Source organism: Staphylococcus pettenkoferi (assembly GCF_002902685.1).
Lineage (GTDB): Bacteria > Bacillota > Bacilli > Staphylococcales > Staphylococcaceae > Staphylococcus > Staphylococcus pettenkoferi.
The window spans coordinates 1-378 of record NZ_PPRN01000119.1; the positions used below are offsets into that span (position 1 = coordinate 1).

Annotated in this window: 1 protein-coding gene; it reads left to right on the forward strand. The window is 24.9% G+C overall.

The window, feature by feature from the left end; translation table 11 throughout:
- Window positions 1-185, forward strand: a 185-nt coding sequence (locus CD126_RS11960; protein WP_142381380.1) for a DUF443 family protein, incomplete at its 5' end; no start/stop codon positions are given.
- Window positions 186-378 lie beyond the last annotated feature (193 nt).

Below are 378 nucleotides of genomic sequence, written 5' to 3' on the forward strand. Positions count from 1 at the left end.
ATTTTCACAATAGATATTACTTATTAGATTTATCTCGTAATCCTTTCTTATTTGTATTTCCTTTTTTATATTGGTTTGTTCCAATTAAGGGAGAACTAATATCTAATGAACAAATGAAAGAGTTAACTAATATCGATTATCAGCCTTTAGGTAATAATAAACTCCCTATTTATTGTCACCACTAATATTTGTTTTGTTTAAGCCATTTGTTAATAACATAGATACGTCCGGTTATACTAACTTTTATTCGGTAGCATTTATAATTTCGGTTATCTTAATTCTTTTCCTACGTGTGAAAATAAATAAGAAATTAAAATTAAATTACCAAACGTTAGAAACGAAATATTTTCATATATTACCTACTATATTACATATTAC